This window comes from Thermocrispum municipale DSM 44069 (assembly GCF_000427825.1).
Lineage (GTDB): Bacteria > Actinomycetota > Actinomycetes > Mycobacteriales > Pseudonocardiaceae > Thermocrispum > Thermocrispum municipale.
The window spans coordinates 353,041-368,856 of the sequence record NZ_ATYT01000003.1 but is presented as its reverse complement, the minus strand read 5'-3'; the positions used below and the strand labels follow the sequence as shown (position 1 = coordinate 368,856).

Sequence of the window (15,816 nt, the reverse complement as noted above, 5' to 3'; positions counted from 1 at the left end):
GTGGCACCGGCTAGGGTGCATGCATGGCTGCTTGGGCGGTTCGAGGCCTGATGATGGCGGTGGTGCACGCCGCGGGGGCACTCGTGCTGGTCAAGGTCAAGCTCGCCGCGGTGCTACCCCCGACGATGCTGACGTGGATCACGATCGCGCTGCTGATCGGTGTGGCGTTGCTGTGGGGTTCGATCGACGGCTGGCGCAGGCTGGACGGCGCGGTGATCACGTGGCTGATCGCCGGTGTGGTGGGCGGCCTGCTCGGCGGCGTGCTCAACGTGGCAGGGCGCGCATTGTTCGTCGACCAGACCGGGGTGTCGCAGCTGCCGTCGCAGCTGACAAGCGGGGCTGCCTTCACCGCGCTGTTGATCATGGTGCCCGCGTGGATCGGGTTCGCTGTGGGGTCGCGGCTGGAGGCGCCGGAGGCCGAGCAGGCGGCGGCTACTGAGGAAACGCGACCGCGCGCAGGCACGACCGGCCGCAACGACTCGGCTGTGCGCGGCGGATCGGCGCGTGCGTCCCGGTCCATTCGCTCGCGGTCGTCGGCAGAAGCTCGCTCGCCGTCGTCGGCGGAAACCCGCTCGCGGTCGTCGGCGGAAACCCGAGCGCAGTCATCGGCGGAAGCCCGCTCGCGCCGCGCGCCGAGACGAGCCGCACAGCGCTCTGGAAGCTCGGCCGGGGCATCGGCGGACTCCACGAAGGGGTCGAGCCCTCAGGCCCACGGCTCTCGGAGTGCCGCCGGAATCCGGCCTTCCGGCTCCCGCGACCGGAAGCCGTCACCTCGGCCGCGCCGCCAGGGTCTGGAGGAGGACTAGTTCGCCCGAGCCGTTGCCGGCCTGTCCTTTTCTGGTCCGGCCCTCGACTGTTCACGCCCAGCCTCCCCTTCCCTGTTCACCGCGACCTGGAGCGTGCCTGCCGCGGCTCGAACGGTGAGGGGGGCCATCGCGCGCTGACCGGGCACTACTAGCAGTCCGGGCACGAGACCTGCGGTCAGCCCAACGATCCGCCGCGCGGTATCGAATCCCAGGAACTGTCGCTGACCGTGCGGGACTTGGAGTTGTTCAAGCGCTTGAGCGCCGCAGCCATCCCGGGGTTGCCGAGCAACCACAGTCGCTTGTCGTCGAGCACCACGCCCGCCGAGTTGTTGGGTGAATGGAAGATCGGCGCGGCCGCGCGCAGCCGTGCCGCCACCGGCAACTCGGGTAGCTGCTCGGGCCGCTGTTCCAGCACGCGCTTGGCCAGCACTTCGGCGACCGACCGCCGGTCGACCCTGATCACCTTGCCATCGGTGATCAAATCCATGGTCCGCTCGGGAGACGGGAACGTGTAACCGTCCAGCACCCGCAGGGCTCGCTCCGGGTCCACACACCCTTGCGCACCCTGCAGGTCCATGCCGAAGTGACGCATGTCCGTCGGAGCGTCGGAGTTCTCGGTTGCCCTGATGACGTCCAGCGGCACGGTGCCGCACGGATCATGCTCGGACAGCGGGGCGTGACCGTGCTGCGTGCGCACCAGGCCCGGCCCCTCTCGCCACGGTCCGCGAATGGACACCGGCGGGAACGGGTTCACGGTGAAGTCACGGTCCCAGAAGGTCAACGTCGTACCGGCTTTCGTCTGGTGCGCGATGGCGAAGGCGTCCAGCACGTCCACCCACATCAAGTCGGCGCTGAACGCGTCGACCAGCGAGCTCTCGCGCGGCGCCGCGGTGTGCGGCACGCTTTTGAAGCCGTCCGGGGTGAGCGCCTCGACACCGGAGTTGAACCGGGGATCGCGTGAACGGAGCAGGAACTGACCGGCCCCGTTCCACCCGGCCGCATCGGCCGTGGTGTCGGTGAACATCAGGTAGAACCAGCCGTCGAGGTAGACCGCTGCGGGCTGCCCGACGCCGTAGGCATTGGCTCGCTTACGGCTGTGCGAGGGCGTCACGATCGGCTTGCCTTGGTTGGCGCGCCGCCAGGTCAGCCCGTCGCGGCTGGTGGCGACACCGATCGCGTTGCCGAAGTTGTGATTGTCACTGCGCGCGCCGGTGTAATACAGGTAGTAGATCCCCTTGACCTTGATCACCGACGGATCGCAGGTGTGTTTGGCGTCGAACCCCTTGCGGCTGCCGCTGAAGACCGCCCGTGGACCGCTCCTGCCCTGCGCATTGCGGAACGGGCCGTCGAGGGTCTTCGCTGCACCGTAAAGGATGTCGTCGCCCGCCGGTTTCGCCGCGCCGTACTGGCTGCACCACCACATCCGCTTGCGGTCGCCCTCGATCATCACGGTCGGGCCGTAGTTGTACGGCGCGTCCGCCCACCCTGCCGCGACGACGTCGCGGCTTTGCCGGTGGTTCGTCGCGCGCAGCTTGATCTTGGGCTCGACCTGACGCTGTGTCGGGTGCTGTCGCGGCTGCTGACCCGGCACCTTGACGGGGTTCGTCTGCGACGTCTGTGCTTCGGAGACGTCGCCGTCACAACCAGCTAGTACGGCCAGGCCCAGCAACAGGATCACGTGGAGGACGGCAGGTACCCGTCGACGCTGCGCGGCACGCATCGCTCCGAGCCTCCCACCCCTGCCTCCGTCACCCTGCTGGGTGCAGTTTAGTCGGCCGCCTTCACCCGTTCGGCTAACCATCGCAGCGCCAGACCGTACCCGGTGATGCCCAAGCCCGTGATGACCCCGTCCGCCACAGGAGCGGTGAGGCTGTGCCGCCGGAACTCCTCCCGCGCGTGAATGTTGGAGATGTGCACCTCCACCAGCGGCGCGGTCAGCTGAGCGCACGCGTCACGCAGGGCGATCGAGTAGTGCGTCCATGCGGCTCCGTTGAGGATCACGGGCCGGTGCTCCTCGGCGGCTTCGTGCAACCACTCGACCATGTCGCCTTCGTGGTTGGTCTGGCGCACCTCGACCTCGAGCCCGACCTCGGCCGCGGTCGACCGGCAGTAGTCGACCAGGTCGTCGTAGGTCGTCTCACCGTAGATGTGCGGTTCACGGGTGCCGAGACGGTTGAGGTTCGGCCCGTTGAGGATCAGCACGTTCACAGCAGCACCTTCCCCGTGTCGCCGGGCTCACCCGACACCGCCGAGTACGCGGCCGCGAGCAGCGCCGGGTCCGGACCTTCCAGCCTGCCCGGTTTGCCGAGCGCGTCCAGCACGACGAAGCGAAGAACGCCGGATCGGGTCTTCTTGTCCCGGGTCATCGACTCGATCAGGTCCGGCAGGGCTGCCGGGTCGTAGCTGACCGGCAACCCGAGCGCGGTCAGTACGCGAGCGTGGCGGGCTGCCGTCTCGTCATCCAGTCGCCCTGCCAGGCGGGCCAGCTCGGCGGCGAACACCAGCCCCACGCTCACGGCTGCTCCGTGCCGCCAGCGGTACCGCTCGCGACGTTCGATGGCGTGCCCCAGCGTGTGGCCGTAGTTGAGCACCTCGCGCAGGTTGGACTCGGTCAGGTCCGCCGCGACCACGTCCGCTTTGACCTGGATCTTGCGCTGGATCAGCTCGGGCAGGACCTCTCCCGTGGGATCCAGGGCCGCCTGCGGATCCGCTTCGATGCGGTCCAGGATCACCGGGTCGGCGATGAACCCGCCTTTGACGACCTCGGCCATGCCGGCGACGAGTTCGTTGCGCGGTAGCGTTTCCAGCGTCGCCAGGTCGACCAGCACGGCGCTCGGCTCGTGGAACGCGCCGACCAGGTTCTTGCCCGCATCGGTGTTGATTCCGGTCTTACCGCCGATCGCCGCGTCGACCATGCCCAGCAGCGTGGTCGGCACGTTGACCAGGCGCACTCCGCGCATCCACGTCGCCGCCACGAACCCGGCGAGGTCGGTGACCGCTCCCCCACCGAGGCCCACCACGACACCTTGTCGATCGAGGCCGATGGTGCCCAGCACGCTCCAGCAGAAGTCCGCCACCGCGAGAGCCTTGCCGTCCTCGGCATCGGGGATTTCGATCCGGTGCGCGTCGAGTCCCGCCTTGGTGAGATCGTCACGCACCGCCTCGGCGGTCGTCGCCAGCGTCGGCGGGTGGATGATGGCGACCTTGGACGCCCCTGCCACGGACTCGGCCAGTTCGCCGAGCAGTCCCCGCCCGATGATGACGTGGTAGGGGTGCGCCGTTTTCACTTCGATGCGCGTCGGCTCCATCAGTGCGACACCTTCTCCAGTTCGGTCACCACCGCGTCGACCACTTCGTCCGGGGTCAGTCGATCGGTGTCGACCTGCACTTTCGCCACCTGCTGGTAGAGCGGCAGCCGCGCGTCGAGTAGCTGCTTGAAGGTCGCGCGCGGATTGACCCCGACCAGCAGCGGCCGTGCCGACGACAGACCGACTCGCTGAACCCCGACGGCCATTCCCACGTTGAGGAACACCACCGGGTGGTCGGTCAGCCGCTTGCGCGTCGCTTCCGACAGCACTGCTCCGCCGCCGAGGGAGTAGACCCCGGTGTGCTTCGTCAGGCCGTCGGCGATCACCTGCTCCTCCAGCTCGCGGAAGCGGGGCTCACCGTCCTCGGCGAAGATATCCGAGATCGTCTTGCCCGCCAGCTCTTCCACTTCGGCGTCGGCGTCGACGAACTCCACCCCCAGGCGCTCGGCCAGCAGGGGTCCGACGGTGCTCTTGCCCGACCCAGGCGGGCCGATGATCACGGCACTCGGGCTCACTGTGCCCACCACTTCTCCAACTCGGCCAGGTACGACTCGGCGTTGCGCTTGCTCTCCGCCAACGAGTCACCCCCGAATTTCTCGGACGCTGCATCGGCCAGGACGAGGGCGACGACCGATTCGAGTACCACGCCCGCGCGCGGAACCGCGCAGACGTCGGAACGCTGGTGGATCGCGACAGCAGGCTCCTTCGTCGCGGTGTCCACCGTGGCGAGTGCACGCGGGACGGTGGAGATCGGCTTCATCGCCACACGCACCCGCAGCGGTTCACCGTTGGTCATGCCGCCCTCCAGGCCACCGGCCCGGTTCGAGCGCCGCGTGACGCCGGCCGGGCCGGAGCCGAGGTCGATCTCGTCGTGCGCCTGCGATCCCCACCGGCGGGCCGTGGTGAAGCCATCGCCTACCTCGACGCCTTTCATCGCCTGCACACCCATGAGCGCCCCGGCGAGTCGCGCGTCCAACCGACGATCCCAGTGCACGTGGGATCCGAGCCCCGGCGGGACTCCGTAGGCGATCACCTCGATCACCCCACCGACCGTGTCGCCTGCTTTCCGCACGGCATCGACCTCGGCCACCATGGCCTCGGTGGCCGCCGGGTCGAAGGCGCGGACCGGGCTCTCGTCGATCGCGGGCAGGTCCTCCGGTCGCGGCAGCGGCCCCTCGGGTGCCGACGCCCCACCGATCGACACCACGTGGCTGATGATCTCCACACCGAGCAGCTGACGCAGATAAGCCCGCGCCACGGTTCCCAACGCCGTCCGAGAGGCGGTCTCGCGCGCACTGGCCCGCTCGAGAACCGGCCGCGCCTCGTCGAACCCGTACTTGAGCATGCCGGGAAGATCGGCGTGACCGGGTCGCGGCCGGGTCAGCGGCGCATTCCGCGCCAGGCCTTCCAGCTCGTCGGGGTCCACCGGGTCGGCCGCCATCACCTTCTCCCACTTCGGCCACTCGGTGTTGGCGATCTGGATGGCGATCGGCCCGCCCTGCGTCACCCCGTGGCGTACGCCTCCGGTGATCTCGACGGTGTCCTTCTCGAAGCCCATGCGCGGACTGCGACCGAAACCGAGCCTGCGGCGGGCGAGCTGCTCGCTGATCTCGGTCGTGGTGATCCGCACTCCGGCGATCATGCCTTCCAGCACGGCCGTCAAGCTCGGGCCGTGGGATTCTCCAGCGGTGATCCAGCGCAACACCCATGAATCGTTTCATGTCGCGTACTCAAGGGTTCTTACGGGCCCACCCCCAATCCTTCGCCGGGAAACACCGCGAGCAGCCATGTGCCGGCCAGGAGGCCTGGTCCGTGCGGCACGCCGGCGCGCCACGCACGAATGCCGGCGATTCGCCCGAGCATTGCCAACGCGGCAGTCGTGACCCCTGCCAACACTGAGCCGACAATCACCGCTGGCCACCCGACCGATCCGAGCACACCGCCGAGCCCGACGGCGAGCTTCACGTCTCCAGCCCCCAGCGACCCCGGCCGCACGCGGTGAACGCACCAGTGACAGGAGAAGAACGCGATCGCTCCCAGCCCGGCCGAGCCGACCAGCCACAAGTTCCGCGTCGTCATGCCGATCACGGCAACAGCCAATCCGAGTGTCGCCGCCGCGGACAGCGTCAGCGCATCCGGCAGTCGCCGGTGTTTGAGATCCACCGCGGCCAACGGCACGGCGAACAACGTCAGCAGCGCCGGAACCGGTAGCCACAGCAACGGCCAAGCATGACCTGCGCGCACGGCGATAACAGCGAACAGTGCGGCCGACACCGCCTCGAGCGGCCCAGCTCGCATGCACGTCCCCCGTGGCAACACGGCAAGTACACGCCGACCCGCGGCGCCTAGTGCGGCACCGGCAGCGGCGAACATCACGACAAATCCCCAGGACATGCCGCCAATCCTGATCGCGTCAAGGCGGGACCGGCAACATCGTCAGGCACGTCTGGCGCCACTCGCGCGCCATTCCGGCTGTCCTGCGCACCAATGGATCCACTCGCACCGCAACCGGGTGACTCCCTGATCGCAGCCGCGTAAGGTCGCAAGCGATCGGGAGCGCGGCTAGCCGGCGGTGGTAGCTCCCGGGGTAGCCGTTCGGTCGGATTCCGCGGAGCGCCAGTCCCTGCGCAGCAGCAGCAGTCCACCGAAGACGATGCACGCGATGTCAGTCACCAAGCCCCACACCTCGGCCGAGCTGCTCAACTGCTGCTCGACACCGAACAACCCGACCGTGAGGGAAAGGAGGTAAGCACCCAATGTGGCGGCACCGTAACCCACCGCGGCGAGCAACGGCAGCCAGTAACGCCAGAGCAGGACCGCGGCAGTGATGACGATCCCCGCGCCCACATTGACGAGGAACAGCGGGCCGATCACCTCGTTCGTGTACGCCCAGTTGTCCCACTCGAGCAAATGCACCACAGCAGACCCGAGGAGGCCGAACACCAGAAGTACGAGCATCAGAACTCTGGCCATCACGTGTCCCTTCCTACCGACCCATACCACCACAACGACATGGCACACGTGGCTGGTTCACCCGGTTGATCGCGTGGCGTGGCCGCGGCGTTCCGCTCTGCTGCGCGCCCCCGTCGGGCCACGTGGGTCATCTGCTCCTAGCATGACGACCCATGAGCCCCGAACGTCACACCCGCCGCGATGCCTTGTCCCTCGGCGCAGCCGCCGTGGGCGCCGTCGGCGCCGCGACGATCGCCGGTTGCGGTGAGGACGAACCGCAACAGCCGAAGGAGAAGCCCGAGCGGTTGATCAAGGCCGACGAGGTGCAAGTCGGTAAGCCCAAGCTGGTCAAACGCCCGCACGGAAGGATGCTGCCGGGCAGGGAGTTCGAGCAGATCATCCTGGTGCGGGTCGACGACAAGACCATCAAGGCGTACAGCAACTTGTGCACGCACGCCGACTGCCTGGTCAAGCCGAAGGGCAAGACGCTGCACTGTCCGTGCCACGAGGCCGACTACGAGCCGACGACGGGCGAGGTCATCACCGGCCCACCGCCGAAGCCGCTGGCCAAGGTCGACGTGCACATCGCCGACGGCTGGGTCATGACGGGGACCGCGTGAGCGCGCTGGACCAGGTCGCACAGTGGCCGGTGGCCAATGCCGCTGCTGCCGTGGTGGCCGAGGACGGTCAGGTGCTGGCGACTGTCGGTGACGACCAGCGGGAGTATCACCTCGCGTCGGTGACCAAGCTGCTCACCGCCTACACGGTGCTCATCGCGGTCGAGGAGGGCGTGTTCGAGCTGGACACGCCCGCGGGCCCCGAGGGCGCGACGGTGCGTGACCTGCTGGCGCACACCGCGGGCGTAGCGTTCAGCCAGCGCAAGGTGATGGCACAGCCGCGGACGCGGCGGTTGTACTCCAGCGCGGGCTTCGACATGCTCGCCGAGGCGCTGGCGGAGCACGCGGACATCGATTACGAGCGCTATCACCAGGAGGCGCTCCTGACACCCCTGGGCATGACCAGCACGAAGCTGGCCGGCTCGCCCGGTGCCGATGGCTACTCCACCGCCGCCGATCTCGTCCGCTTCACCAAGGAGCTGCAACGGCCGACGCTGGTGAACCCGCAAACCATGGCTGAGGCGACCACGGTGCAATTCCCCGGTCTCAACGGTGTGCTGCCCGGGTTCGGACACCAGCGCCCCAATGATTGGGGCCTCGGTTTCGAATTGCGTGATCACAAGGATCCGCATTGGACCGGAAGCAACAGTTCACCCCGGACGTTCGGTCATTTCGGGCAATCCGGAACGTTTTTGTGGGTGGACCCGGATGCCGGGCTGGGATGTGTAGCCTTGACCGACCGTGATTTCGGGCCGTGGGCGAAAGAAGTCTGGCCGCGGTTCACCGACGCGGTGCTGGCCGAATTCTCCCGGCGCTGACCGGGCAACGGGGAGGTGATCGAGATCGACGTCGGGCAAATCCTCGCAGCCGTCGGTGGGGCGCTGCTCGTCGGTGCCGGACTCTGGCTCTGGTGGCAGCAGGAGAAGAAGACCAGGGACAAGAAGAAGCGCGAAGCCGAGGCGAACGGCTGGACCTACACGCCTCGCGGCGGGAACTTGCATCGCAAGTACCGCCATCTTCCCTTCTACGACGGCAAACAGGCGTCGGCCAAGCACGTCATGCGCGGCGAGTTCCGCGGACGGCCGATCACCATGTTCACGTTCCAGTTCCGGGAGGAGGAGTACGTCCGGTCGCGGTTGACCGGCCGAACCCGGGACAGCAACAACGACGGCCGAGCAGACAAGCGTGAGGTCAAGCGCCTTTACGGGGTCGTCGTCGTGGGCCTGCCGACCACGTTGCCGAAGTTCGAGATCAGTGCCACCGCGCGGCGGCGCAAGCGCGCCATCGAGGAGAGGACACGACTCGACACGGTCGCCGGCGATCTGGTGGGCGACGTGGTGGGCTCGGCCGGACGGATGCTGTTCGGCAAGGATTACACGGGCTCGAAGGTGGAGACCGGGGACCAGGCGTTCGACGAGGTCTTCACCGTCCGCTCGACCGAACCCGATCAGATGCGTGCACTGCTGACGCCCGAGGCGCGGTCGTGGATGTTGAAATCGGACAACGCCAAGAAGTACGTCGTGTGGTGCGACGGCGAGGAGATCATTACCTGGGGCACCGGCACCGACACCGCGATCGGCAAGGTCAAGGCCAACTACCTCAACGACCTGCTGGACAAGCTGCCTGCGGGTCAACTCTGGGGTCCTCCGCCTGCGTGAGAAGCCCGATGCGAGATTGCTGGGTCAACACACGCGCGCAGAACCACCGCGGACCGGCGGGGAGGACGCCTGGTTTTCCCACGTAAGCCAAACAACGCGAAGTCCGCGCTAGTAGTCGGCAAGTGGACTACTCTCATGGCGCGCTGTCAGCAGGATCCGTTGCGCCACTCTGGCGCGATCGAAGATAGCCAGGTGGCCGGAAGCAGGGGGTGACGGTGGACCTGCAAGCGATCTTCTCCTACGTCGCCTTGCCGTTGCTGGTGGTGCTCGGGCTGTGGGCCACGTGGGCCAAAGAGAAAAAGACCTACGACAAGAAGAAGCGCGAAGCCGCGAAGAACGGCTGGACCTACCGGCGATTCGACAGGAAGCTGCACCGCAAGTACCGCTATCTGCCGTTCGTCGACGGTGGTTCACTGAGGGCGACACACGTCATGCGCGGCGAATACCGCGGACGTCCCCTCACGATGTTCACCCTGCAATTCAGCACAGAGGAGTACGTCGATCGCGGACGGTCCGGCGATGACGACCTCGACAACGACGGCAACCGGGACACCCACCGGGTCAAGCACCGCTACGGTGTCGTCGCGGTCGGTCTTCCGGCACCGCTGCCGGATTTCGACCTCCAGGCGAAAAAAGCATCCGCGAAACCTTCTCGGCCGCAACGGTTGCTCAGGAACGTGATCGGCGCGGTGGGCGGAATGGTGAACGACAGCGTCCACACCGCCACGGTGGAAACCGGTGATGAAGTATTCGACAAAGCGTTCGAGATCTGGTCGCCCAACCCAGAGCGGATACGTGAGTTGCTCACGCCAACTGTACGGACGTGGCTGCTGAAATCGGACAAGGCGAAGAAATACACCGTGCGTTGTACCGGCGACGAGATCGTCACCTGGGGTACCGGCACCGACACCGCAATCGGCAAGGTCAAAGCCAACTACCTCAACGACCTGCTGGACCAACTGCCCGCCGACCAGCTCTGGGGACCACCCCCGGCGTGATTCCCGGCCGCGGTGGTGGCCCAGCGTGACGGCGTGTCGGGAGGGAGCGGGACCGGCAGCGTCCTTGCTGCCGCGACGGAAACCAGGCGCTCCCCTATGCCGTCGGCCGGAGCCGCGGCCTACGGTGTCATGACGCGAATCGGCGCCCCGGCCGCATACGCCGCGATGTTCTCGACAGCATCGCCGTAGAAGATCCGGTACTCGTCGTCGGTGACGAAGCCGATGTGCGGGGTCAGGACCGTGTTCGGTGCGGCCCTGAGCGGGTGATCGGCCGGTAGCGGTTCGATGTCGTACACATCCAGCGCCGCGCGGATCGCCCCTGCGTGGAGCGCTTCCAGCAGCGCCTTTTCGTCGACGATCGGGCCACGAGACGTGTTGACCAGCAGCGCGCCGGGCTTCATCAACGCCAGTTCCTCCGCGCCGAGGAGACCGCGGGTGCGCTTGGACAACAGCACGTGGATCGTCACCACGTCGGACGTGCTCAGCAGCTCCTCCTTCGACACTGCCGTCACACCGTGTTCGCCGGCCCGCTCGGCCGTCAGGTTCTGGCTCCAGGCGACGACGTTCATGCCGAACGCCTGCCCGATCTTGGCCACCGCGCTCCCGAGCCTGCCGAGGCCGATGACGCCGAGCGTCTTTCCGTGCAGACTCATCCCGACGCTTTGCTGCCAGCCACCGGTACGTACCGCCCGCTCCTCCGCGGGAAGGTTCCGCGCGGCAGCCAGGATCAACGCCCACGTGAGCTCACTCGTCGGGTGCGAGACGTACCGGGTGTGCGTCACGATCACGCCCTGAGCCTGGGCCGCGGCAAGATCGATGGCTGCGTTCCGCGTCCCGGTACTGACCAGCAGCCGAAGATCGGGTAGGAGGCGTAGCTGTTCGGCGTCGAACTTGGTCCGTTCCCGCATCGCCACGACCACGTCGTAGCCCGCCAAGGCTCGCGCTATCTCCGAACGGTCACCGATCGGCCAACCGAAGACAGTGACCTCGGCATCGAGGCTGTCCCAGTCGGCGAAGCGACGAGCGGCGTTCTGATAGTCGTCCAGGATCGCGATACGCACACCCGGCAGGCTAGCGTCGTTTGACGTCAACCCAAACGAGGTGATGGTCGCTCGTGTCGTTGAGCCGCGACAGCTCCTCCTGCGGCGTCGGCCAGAAAACCCCTGCCCCACGCACCGGCAGCCCACGCGACGGCAGCACGTAGTCGGAGCGCAAGTTCCCCGGCGAGGTGTCGTCGAAGTCACCCGTGTCGAGTGCCGGGTCGCCGCGATGCTCGGCGTTGATCCCGCCTTGCTCCTCGGCCGCCACGACACCGCCCTCGCTGGTCGGCTTCGGATCCTGCACCCGCGGAGCGTCCAGCACCTGACGGACGGCGGCCTCCACGCTGTCCCCGTCGAGCGGGTCGGCATTCAGGTCCCCGGCGACCACGAACCACGAGCCCGGCTTGAGCCCGCCGCGCCGGCCCTTGTCGTCGTAGATGTAGCCGTCCTTGCCCGGCGTCAAGTAGTCAGCCCAGAAGCGGATCTCGTCGTGGTTCCTGGTGCCGTTGCGGTCCTCGGGCCCGTCGAACACCGGCGGTGTCGGATGCGACACCAGGAAATGCACCGTCGACTTGCCGACCTTGATCGGCAAGTCCCAATGCGACTTCGACGACAACCGCAGCACGTCCAGTTGCTCGGCCGAGTACCAGTCGGCGGGCGCATCCGTCTCCGGGTCGTCCGGCAGCACCGCACCGGGCATGTCCTTCCAGAGGAACTTCTGGAACGTGCGGGCCTTGGCCGCGTCGATCGGGTAGCGCGACAGCACGAGCATTCCGTACTGGCCCTTGAAGTCCCCGAAGCCGTGCGCATCCCCAGGTCCGGTCGTGCTGCCGTCACGATCGAGGTCGAACCCCGTTGGCACGCCCGTGTTGACCGGCGCGGTGTAGGCATAGCGGTACCGGATCGGCTTCGCGCCCTCCTGCCCCACCTCGAGGTAGTTCTTCCGGAACAGATCGGCCGCCTTGTTCTTCAGCACGTAGTCGAACTCGTTGATCAACACCACGTCCGGCCGCACGCGCTGCAGCACCTCGGCGGCCTTGCGCGCCTGCGGGTTGTCCGTCGTGGACAGGTCACGCACCAGCTGACCGGGTGCCTCGCGGTTGAGCGACGCGTTGAACGTCGCGAACCGAACCGTCGGTGCGGCTGCGTCCGCGCGATCGACGGTCTCCCCTGCCGACTTGTCCGCCCCCGCCGGGACCGCGACCGCAGTCGCCACGACGGCCGCCGCTGCCAGGGCGGCCCACACCAGATTGCCCCGCTTCATTCCGCCTCCCACATGTCGCCAGCCACCCTAACGGGTGGCTGCCGGCTCGTGGTGGACGAGAAATGAACGGAATACGCGGCGGAGTTTGCCTGGGGTGAGCGACCGTGGGGTGGGCGCGCTTCGGCCAGCGGCCGACCGTCCAGCCTCTCACGGCCGGCTTTCACGGCTCCAGCCTGCTCAGCCCAGCGCACTCGCCTCCAGCGGCGTCAGCCCAGCGGTAGCTCGTGCACTCCCCCCGTTGCCTCACGCAAGGCCGCCCGCATCTCCTCCCGGGGCGCAGGGCGCCCGGTGAACTGTTCCACTTGCCCGAACGCCTGGTGCAGCAGCATGTCCAACCCCGTCGCCAGCTGCCCACCGGCCGTCAGCACCGCTTCGGCCAACGGCGTCGGCCACGGGTGGTAGATCACGTCGAGAACCCTCGCCGCGTCGGCCAGCTGTCGCGCGTGCGGGCGGACGGCGTCCGGCGGTGTGGTGTTGACCAGCACGCTTGCCTCGGCGGCCACCTCACCCCAGTCGACCTCGGCCCACCGCGCGACCTCCACCGACAGGTTCACGCGCTGTGCGGCGGCGACGGCGGAAGCGGCCCGCGCGGGCTCGCGCACCACGAACCGTACCGCCGACAACCCGAGCTCCGCGCACGCCACGGCCGCGGCGGAAGCTGTTCCACCGGCGCCCAGCACCACGGCGGGCCGATCCGTCGGCGGTTTCCCGCACACCGCGAGCACGGCGCCCGCAACACCGTCCACGTCGGTGCAATCCGCGCGCCACCGGCCTTCGCCCAGGTTGACCAGCGTGTTGGCCGCGCCGACGGCCTGCGCCCGCGCCGTGGACTCCGTAGCGAACTCCAGGGCGGCGTGCTTGCCCGGCATGGTGACCGACACGCCTACCCACTCCGCGCCGAAGCCGCCTACCAGCTCGCGCAGCTGCTCCGCGTCGGCTTCCAGTCGCTCGTAGGTCCAGTCGTTCAGGCCCAGCGCCCGGTAGGCGGCCAGGTGCAGCACCGGGGACAGCGAGTGCGCCACCGGCTTGCCCAGCACCGCCGCCCGCCGGGCTCCGCTACCAGACACCGCGCTTCTTGGCGTCCTTGACATGCTTCTCGTGTTGGTCGAAGTCGGAGGCGAAACAGGACAGCCCGTTCTTCTCGCACTTGACGAAGTAGAGCCACGACCCCTGTGGGGGCTTCAACGCGGCGGTGATCGCCTCCGGACTCGGGGACGAGATCGGAGTCGGCGGCAGCGTTGTGTTGCGGTAGCTGTTGTACGGCCCCGGCCTGGCCCTGTCCTCGGGCGACGTGCGGATGTGCGGCCGGTCGAGCACGTAGTTGATGGTGGAGTCCATCTCCAGCCGCATGTTCTCGTCCAGCCGGTTGTAGATCACCCGGGAGACCTTGCCGAAGTCGTGGGTGACCGCCTCGCGCTCCACGATGGACGCGATGACCACGATCTCGTAGGGCTTGCGCTTGGTCGCCTTCGCCGCGTCCGGCAATCCGGCCGCTTCGAACTGCGCCGCCGAGCTCGACAGCACTTCCTTCAACACTTCCTCAGCGCTCCAGCCCGGCTTGACGTCGTACACGCCGGGCAGCACCATGCCCTCCAGGCGACGCTCCTTCGGTGCCTTCTCGGCGCCTTCGGCCAACCACGAGGGCACGCCGATCTCGGTCAGGTTCACCGTCTCGGCGGCCTTGCGTAGTTCCTTGGTCGACACGCACGTGCTCTTGCCGTCGATCTTGGCGCACGTCGCCCGGGACAACAGCGTGTAGATGCCCGGGATCTTCTTGCCGTTCGGGTGCTTCAAGTCGTCCAGCTGCGTTCCGCTGCGAATCTGCACATGGCCGACACGAGCGCCGTCGGCCACGATCGCCTTCACCGCCGCAGCGCCGGACATCTGCTTCTTCAGCTGGTAGTAGCCCGGCTGGATGGCGCGGATCGCCTCGTTGTTCTCCGCCGCCTCCAGGAACGCGTCGCTACTGGCGACCACCCCGGCCTTGGCCAGCCGCTCGGCGATCGCCGCGGTCGAATCCCCGTTGACGACCTGCACCACCACGTCGCCCTTGCCCGCGCCCTCGAAGTCCTCGTACCCGAAGCCGAGCAACTCCTTCGCGCCGTACCATGCGCCGCCGGCCAGGGCACCGATCAGTGCGACGGCGAGCACCCATCCACCGAGGCGACGAGGCCAGGAACGCCGCGTGGGCCGCCGTCCGCGCCGACTGCGCGGAGGATCGTCGGGCGGTTCGTCACCGAGCAGAGCACCGACGGGATGGTCGTCGTAGGCATCCTCGTACTCGTCGTAGTGCTCGTCGTACTCGTCCGCGTAGCGTTCTTCCTCGCCGTCTGGGAAATCGGCGCGCTCGTCATAGCGATCGTCGGCCTCCAAGCCGGCGTCGTGACGTGCTTCTTCCTCGTAACGCATGGCTGGGTTCCTGCCCATGTCCGAACCGTCGAACGGAACGTGCTCATACTGCCGAACATGGTCGTGCTGCGGTGACCGTGGCCCCGGTGGCGTGGGCCTCGGTCCGCCCGGCGGCCTGCCGGCGTAGGGCCTGGGTGGCCCGCCTGGTCGCGGCGACAGCCCTCGACCGGGTGGCCGCACCCCGCCAGGGGGGAGTGAACCTGCGTCCGCCGGCGGAACCCCACCGGGAGGCAGCGAGTCCGGGCCCGCGGCCGGCGGAACCCCACCACGAGGCAACGAGTCCGGACCTGCCGCAGGCGGAACCCCACCAGGAGGCAGCGAATTCGGACCGGCGTGCGGCGGCCCGCCTGGGCGGTGGGAGTCCGGACCACCGGGTGGGCGAACACCACCAGGCGGCAAGGATTCGTAAGCATCCGGTCCCGGCACGCCATGCGGCGGCGAATCCGCGCCGCGCCGCGCCCCCGGGCCACGACCCCTACGCACCACGTGCGTCGGCACGGAATCGGGGCTGACCGCTCGCGGGGGCCCCGGGTCCGCCCCCGGGCGTCGTGGAACGCCGCCGGGTGGCAGCGAATCCGGTCCGGCGCCTCGCCGCGGGTACGACTCGCGTCCCTCGCTCGCCGGCAACGACTGTCGTTCGTCGCCCGCCGGGGACCACTCCCGCTCGTCGCCCGGCGAGAACGGCTCCCGTGCGTCGACCGGTGGAACCCCGCCCGGCGGCAACGACCGCGGATCCACCACGCGCGGCCCGCGCGGGCGGCGAG

General features: G+C 68.3%; 16 protein-coding genes. 5 read left to right on the top strand and 11 right to left on the bottom strand.

All coding sequences use genetic code 11. The features are described 5' to 3' along the window. Nucleotides 1–23: 23 nt before the first annotated feature. Nucleotides 24–806 (top strand): hypothetical protein, encoded by a 783-nt coding sequence (locus tag YWM_RS26545; protein WP_211232403.1) that lies wholly within the window; start codon nt 24–26, stop codon nt 804–806. A gap of 175 nt (nt 807–981) precedes the next feature. On the opposite strand, the gene YWM_RS0101690 is transcribed toward YWM_RS26545, so the two are convergent. From YWM_RS0101690 to YWM_RS21735, 7 genes are all read right to left on the bottom strand, one after another. After that, entirely contained in the window at nt 982–2,526 is a 1,545-nt protein-coding gene (locus YWM_RS0101690; protein WP_052344446.1) for a glycoside hydrolase family protein, read from the bottom strand. A 47-nt stretch (nt 2,527–2,573) separates the two neighbouring features. Continuing rightward, nucleotides 2,574–3,014 (bottom strand): type II 3-dehydroquinate dehydratase, encoded by a 441-nt coding sequence (gene aroQ / locus YWM_RS0101685; RefSeq protein WP_028849245.1) that lies wholly within the window; start codon nt 3,012–3,014, stop codon nt 2,574–2,576. Continuing rightward, nucleotides 3,011–4,117, bottom strand: a complete 1,107-nt coding sequence (aroB, locus tag YWM_RS0101680; protein WP_028849244.1) for a 3-dehydroquinate synthase — start codon at nt 4,115–4,117, stop codon at nt 3,011–3,013. Before aroB ends, aroQ begins: the two co-directional genes overlap by 4 nt. Beyond that, entirely contained in the window at nt 4,114–4,629 is a 516-nt protein-coding gene (locus YWM_RS0101675) for a shikimate kinase (protein WP_028849243.1), read from the bottom strand. The genes aroB and YWM_RS0101675 overlap by 4 nt, the downstream gene beginning before the upstream one ends. Continuing rightward, on the bottom strand, nt 4,626–5,819 hold the full coding sequence (gene aroC, locus YWM_RS0101670; RefSeq protein ID WP_028849242.1) for a chorismate synthase: 1,194 nt from the start codon (nt 5,817–5,819) through the stop codon (nt 4,626–4,628). The genes YWM_RS0101675 and aroC overlap by 4 nt, the downstream gene beginning before the upstream one ends. Nucleotides 5,820–5,854: 35 nt before the next feature. Beyond that, nucleotides 5,855–6,412 (bottom strand): prepilin peptidase, encoded by a 558-nt coding sequence (locus YWM_RS0101665; protein ID WP_281168784.1) that lies wholly within the window; start codon nt 6,410–6,412, stop codon nt 5,855–5,857. Nucleotides 6,413–6,676: 264 nt separating this feature from the next. Beyond that, complete coding sequence (locus YWM_RS21735) at nt 6,677–7,087, bottom strand: hypothetical protein (protein ID WP_052344444.1); 411 nt, start codon at nt 7,085–7,087, stop codon at nt 6,677–6,679. Between the two features lie 152 nt (nt 7,088–7,239). Between YWM_RS21735 and YWM_RS25025 the strand changes: the two genes are divergently transcribed. From YWM_RS25025 to YWM_RS0101640, 4 genes are all read left to right on the top strand, one after another. Then, on the top strand, nt 7,240–7,686 hold the full coding sequence (locus YWM_RS25025; protein ID WP_052344443.1) for a Rieske (2Fe-2S) protein: 447 nt from the start codon (nt 7,240–7,242) through the stop codon (nt 7,684–7,686). Beyond that, the gene (locus tag YWM_RS0101650) at nt 7,683–8,501 is read left to right on the top strand and encodes a serine hydrolase domain-containing protein (protein ID WP_028849240.1); all 819 of its coding nucleotides are present in this window, start codon (nt 7,683–7,685) and stop codon (nt 8,499–8,501) included. Before YWM_RS25025 ends, YWM_RS0101650 begins: the two co-directional genes overlap by 4 nt. A gap of 15 nt (nt 8,502–8,516) precedes the next feature. Then, nucleotides 8,517–9,341 (top strand): hypothetical protein, encoded by an 825-nt coding sequence (locus YWM_RS0101645; protein ID WP_028849239.1) that lies wholly within the window; start codon nt 8,517–8,519, stop codon nt 9,339–9,341. Nucleotides 9,342–9,550: 209 nt separating this feature from the next. Then, nucleotides 9,551–10,339: a hypothetical protein gene (locus YWM_RS0101640; RefSeq protein WP_028849238.1), complete on the top strand. Its 789-nt coding sequence runs from the start codon at nt 9,551–9,553 to the stop codon at nt 10,337–10,339. A 119-nt stretch (nt 10,340–10,458) separates the two neighbouring features. On the opposite strand, the gene YWM_RS0101635 is transcribed toward YWM_RS0101640, so the two are convergent. The 4 genes from YWM_RS0101635 to mltG form a co-directional block, all read right to left on the bottom strand. Further along, nucleotides 10,459–11,400: a D-2-hydroxyacid dehydrogenase family protein gene (locus YWM_RS0101635; protein WP_028849237.1), complete on the bottom strand. Its 942-nt coding sequence runs from the start codon at nt 11,398–11,400 to the stop codon at nt 10,459–10,461. Between the two features lie 10 nt (nt 11,401–11,410). Next, nucleotides 11,411–12,643, bottom strand: a complete 1,233-nt coding sequence (locus YWM_RS0101630; protein WP_028849236.1) for an endonuclease/exonuclease/phosphatase family protein — start codon at nt 12,641–12,643, stop codon at nt 11,411–11,413. A 206-nt stretch (nt 12,644–12,849) separates the two neighbouring features. Next, nucleotides 12,850–13,734, bottom strand: coding sequence for a shikimate dehydrogenase (locus YWM_RS0101625; RefSeq protein ID WP_052344442.1), 885 nt, complete (start codon nt 13,732–13,734; stop codon nt 12,850–12,852). Next, a complete protein-coding gene (gene mltG, locus YWM_RS25020) occupies nt 13,700–15,070 on the bottom strand; it encodes an endolytic transglycosylase MltG (RefSeq protein ID WP_084612125.1) in 1,371 nt (456 codons plus the stop codon). The genes YWM_RS0101625 and mltG overlap by 35 nt, the downstream gene beginning before the upstream one ends. Between the last annotated feature and the right edge of the window lie 746 nt (nt 15,071–15,816).

Excerpts from the sequence above, each read along its gene's own strand:
- YWM_RS26545 (WP_211232403.1), top strand. The coding sequence starts at position 24 with ATGGCTGCTTGGGCGGTTCGAGGCCTGATGATGGCGGTGGTGCACGCC.
- YWM_RS0101690 (WP_052344446.1), bottom strand. The coding sequence starts at position 2,526 with ATGCGTGCCGCGCAGCGTCGACGGGTACCTGCCGTCCTCCACGTGATC.
- YWM_RS0101665 (WP_281168784.1), bottom strand. The coding sequence starts at position 6,412 with ATGCGAGCTGGGCCGCTCGAGGCGGTGTCGGCCGCACTGTTCGCTGTT.
- YWM_RS21735 (WP_052344444.1), bottom strand. The coding sequence starts at position 7,087 with ATGGCCAGAGTTCTGATGCTCGTACTTCTGGTGTTCGGCCTCCTCGGG.
- YWM_RS25025 (WP_052344443.1), top strand. The coding sequence starts at position 7,240 with ATGAGCCCCGAACGTCACACCCGCCGCGATGCCTTGTCCCTCGGCGCA.
- YWM_RS0101630 (WP_028849236.1), bottom strand. The coding sequence starts at position 12,643 with ATGAAGCGGGGCAATCTGGTGTGGGCCGCCCTGGCAGCGGCGGCCGTC.
- YWM_RS0101625 (WP_052344442.1), bottom strand. The coding sequence starts at position 13,734 with ATGTCAAGGACGCCAAGAAGCGCGGTGTCTGGTAGCGGAGCCCGGCGG.
- mltG (WP_084612125.1), bottom strand. The coding sequence starts at position 15,070 with ATGGGCAGGAACCCAGCCATGCGTTACGAGGAAGAAGCACGTCACGAC.